This window comes from Ruminococcus sp. (assembly GCF_017650195.1).
GTDB lineage: Bacteria > Bacillota > Clostridia > Oscillospirales > Ruminococcaceae > Ruminococcus.
In genome coordinates, this window is sequence record NZ_JAGCFH010000088.1 from 1 (window position 1) to 4,010 (window position 4,010).

The following is a 4,010-nucleotide window of genomic DNA, read 5'->3' on the forward strand; positions in this document are numbered from 1 at the left end:
AAAAATAATAAAACGAGCAGCAATAACTGGACTTACGCAGAATTGCTACTCGTCATATGCTAATTATATCAATTTTTTCAGAATAATTCAAAGGCATTTTTGCACAAAGATTATGCGATATGCTTTTCGATATATTCGACAACTTCACTCCTGTCAATATCAAGAGCAAAAGCAAACTCCTCAAAAAGCATATTTTCTGCAAGGCTGAGGTAATTCTCGTCCGTGGAACGGAGCTTTTTCCCGCTTTCGGCAAGCTCCTTACGGCGAAGGTACAGCGTTTTGATAAGCCTTATGATCTCATGCTTGTCGGCATCCTTTATGATACGGCTGTATTCTTCCTTTCGCTTGATGTCGTTATCTATCCATATCAGCCCTTCTGAATTCATATGGGAGATGAGTTCATCAACTTCTGCCTTTGAGCATACATAATGCATATTGCTAAGTGCCGATTCATTGCTTAAAGGGACATAGAAAGTGTTTTTTTCTGAACTTGTATGTTTGAGTATATAGTATTCCTGTTCTTCTCCCGTAAAATCACGCTTTTCTATCGCTGTGACCTTACATATACCGAATGCTCCGTACATCACCATGTCACCTACGTTGTACATAAGTATCACCTCGCAAAAAAATAGAACGTGAAGCAAGCAACTGGACTTACGCAGTAACTGCTACACGTTCTCTTTTATAATTATAGCACTTTTTGAAAGATAATGCAAAGGGAGTTTTGCACAAAAATGCAATATATGTATTTGCTGTTTCACATTCCTGTCACATAATGTTTCTGCAAATTCCACAGTAAAAGGCTTATATTCCACTTTCGTTCCATTTTATCTTCAAATACCTGCGATATAATACAACCATAGAAACAAACACAACTCTCCCAATGAAAGGAAGTATCATTATGAAAAAAACATATATAACCTCAGCTTTTTTAATGGCAGCAATGGCAGTTTACATGACAGGCTGCGGAAATAATAGTTCAGTATCCGAAAACACATCGGTAGGCACAAATGCAAAGACTGTTGTATCAGACAGCGCTGAAACCGTAGAAAAGACTGCCAAGGCAGATAAAACTTCTTCTGAGAATACAGATTCCGCTGAGGTAAAACAGCTTTCAAACAATACTCAGGAAACAACATTTACAGAGCGTGACCTTGAGCAGACCGCAGATACAAGTGAAGCTCAGAAGATAACAGTTGCCGATAACAAGATCATTGACATCACTGATGAGGGCGTGTATACTATAAACGGTAGTGCTGAAAACTGCACTATCAGAGTTAATGCAGACGATTCCGCAAAGGTACAGCTTGTACTGGACGGCGTTGACATTGTGAATGAGGACTTCACTGCTATATATGTACTTTCGGCAGACAAGGTCTTCATAACAACTACAGACAGCGAGAATACCCTCACAGTCAGCGGACAGTTCACAGCTGACGGCGAGAACAATACCGACGCAGTTATCTACTCCAAGGACGACCTTGTTCTCAACGGCACAGGCACTCTGAATGTTACCTCTTATTACGGCAACGGTATCACCTGCAAGGACGATATGAAGATAACAGGCGGAACATACAACGTAAAATCCGCTCTGGACGCATTTGAAGCTAACGATACTATTTCGGTTTATGACGGAAATTTCAATATCACCACAAACAAAGACGGTTTCCACTGCGAGAATGACGAAGCCGAGGGAAGTATCACTATTTCAGACGGCACATTCACTATCAACGGTGGAAGTGACGGTATACAGGCTTGTGCAGTTCTTCAGATAGACGGCGGCGATTTCAATATCACAGCCGCAGAAGGTCTTGAAGCTACATACATAGTTATCAATGACGGCAATATCACTATAGATGCCAGCGATGACGGAATAAACGCTGTAACAAATACAAATGCTTACGAAACAGCAATAGTTTTCAACGGCGGAAATGTAAATGTTTCCATGGGACAGGGCGATACAGACGCCATCGACTCAAACGGCTCGATATATGTTAACGGCGGAACTATTAACATCACAGCACAGATGTCCTCCTTCGACTATGACAGAACAGCTGAATTCAACGGCGGTACTATCATAGTCAATGGACAGGAAGTTTCTGAAATACCGCAGAGCATGATGGGCGGCGGTATGAGAGGCGGTATGAACAGCGGCTTCGGTGGAGGTCGCGGCGGCAGATTCTGATAGCGTGAGGTGATAATATGATCGGTACTGTTCAGACTCAGAAGATATTCTTCGCAATGGGTACAGTCAATACCATAACTGTATTTGAAGAAGCTGATGAAGCATTGTCAGCCGCAAAGGAGCGAGTAAAAGACCTTGACCGAAAGCTGTCGGCATATTCACATGACAGCGAAATATTTGCTATAAACAGCCGTGCAGGCATAGCTCCTGTGGCTGTATCAATGGAAACATTCAGACTAATAAAACACTCCGTAATGTATTCAAGAATAACGGACGGATTATTCGATATAACATCGAGACCTCTGTCACAGCTATGGAAAAATGTGGTAAAAAGCGGAAATCTTCCTGATGAAAGTACACTTGATAAAGTACGAAAGCTTGTAAACTACAGGGACATTATCCTCGATTATCAAAAACGCACAGTAATGCTGAAAAACAAGGGACAGCAGATAGACCTCGGAGCTATAGCAAAGGGATATGCCGCAAACGAAGTCAGGAATATACTTCACGCCTACGGCGTAGAAAATGCCCTCATCAATTTCGGCGGAACTGTTATCAATATAGGACAGCAGCGAAATATCGGTATACAAATGCCGTTTGCTCCCAACGGGCAGTCCGCTGCTTCAATTAAAGTCGAAAGCGGAAAAGCTGTTGTTTCATCAGGACTTTACGAGCAGTTCTGCATCATAAACGACCAGTTTATACATCACATATCCGATATACGGACAGGCAAGCCCTCAGATTCAGGGTTGATCGGCGTTACTCTTGTGGGCGATAATTCTGAAGAACTTGACGCACTTGCGACTGCTGCTTTCATTATGGGAGCAGAGAAGAGCATGGAGCTCCTGAAACAGCTCAATATTGAAGCGCTGTTTATTACATACGACAAAAAGCTCTACGTCACTGAGAATCTCAGAGAAGGAATAAGGATGTGATCCTATGAAGAAAAAGATATCCCCCATACAGATAGTCAGAGCGGTCATTCAGCTGATAGCCTTTGTGACCGTACCTGCCCTGTTTATCACCATATTCTCCTCAATAGGTGGAATTATAACCTCAATAGCAGGCGGCAGCTTTGTCCTGCTTGACAATTTGGGCAGATTAGTTCTGATACTGGGAGTATTCCTCATAACACTTGTATGGGGAAGATTCTTCTGCGGATTCATATGCTCTTTCGGAGCAATGCAGGATCTGCTGAATTTCATTGGGAAGCTGATACCATTCAAAGTTAAGGTTCCCGAAAAGACTGATAAATGGCTCAAGCTCCTGAAATATGCAGTTCTTGCATTTGTTGCAATCGGAGTATGGTGCTTTTCTGTTACAGGGGATACTGTATGGAGCCCGTGGACGGTATTCGGCATATACAGCTCTCTCAGCGGCTGGAGCAGTCTGAAATATTTTCTTACTCTCGGCGGAGCACTTCTGCTTCTCATTATCATAGGCTCACTGTTCATTGAACGATTCTTTTGCAGGTATCTATGTCCGCTCGGAGCATTATTCTCACTGGTATCACGTTTCAGAATATACAGTCTGAAACGTAAGCCCGAAAAGTGCGGAAACTGCAAACTCTGCACAGCAAAGTGCTCAATGGACATACCTCTTTACAAGTACGACGAAGTCCGCTCGGGCGAATGTATAAACTGCATGAAGTGTACTTCCATCTGTCCCAATGAGAATATATCCACTGAAACACTTCCTGCAATATCGGGAACTGTTGCCGTAACAGCAGTGGCAGGTCTTTACTATGCAGGAATCCTCACTGCTGTTTCCGATTCTGCCGAAGAAAGCAAAGTACAGGTTCAGAATAATACTGTAACTGAAACCA

The 4,010-nt window shown here is 42.7% G+C and carries 4 protein-coding genes; 3 read left to right on the forward strand and 1 reads right to left on the reverse strand.

The genetic code is table 11. The annotated features are described in order from the left end of the window. Positions 1-110 precede the first annotated feature (110 nt). A complete protein-coding gene (locus tag J6U00_RS03725; RefSeq protein WP_296579057.1) occupies positions 111-608 on the reverse strand; it encodes a CarD family transcriptional regulator in 498 nt (165 codons plus the stop codon). 293 nt (positions 609-901) lie between these two features. Here J6U00_RS03725 and J6U00_RS03730 point away from each other — a divergent pair, with 293 nt between their 5' ends. From J6U00_RS03730 to J6U00_RS03740, 3 genes are all read left to right on the forward strand, one after another. Then, positions 902-2,185, forward strand: a complete 1,284-nt coding sequence (locus J6U00_RS03730) for a carbohydrate-binding domain-containing protein (RefSeq protein WP_296579059.1) — start codon at positions 902-904, stop codon at positions 2,183-2,185. A 17-nt stretch (positions 2,186-2,202) separates the two neighbouring features. Continuing rightward, complete coding sequence (locus J6U00_RS03735) at positions 2,203-3,120, forward strand: FAD:protein FMN transferase (protein WP_296579060.1); 918 nt, start codon at positions 2,203-2,205, stop codon at positions 3,118-3,120. A gap of 4 nt (positions 3,121-3,124) precedes the next feature. Next, the coding region (locus J6U00_RS03740) for a 4Fe-4S binding protein (protein WP_296579063.1) at positions 3,125-4,010 on the forward strand (886 nt) is incomplete at its 3' end.

What these genes read in the sequence shown, in the direction of transcription:
- J6U00_RS03730 (WP_296579059.1), top strand. Translation starts at nt 902, where the DNA reads ATGAAAAAAACATATATAACCTCAGCTTTTTTAATGGCAGCAATGGCA.
- J6U00_RS03725 (WP_296579057.1), bottom strand. Translation starts at nt 608, where the DNA reads ATGTACAACGTAGGTGACATGGTGATGTACGGAGCATTCGGTATATGT.
- J6U00_RS03735 (WP_296579060.1), top strand. Translation starts at nt 2,203, where the DNA reads ATGATCGGTACTGTTCAGACTCAGAAGATATTCTTCGCAATGGGTACA.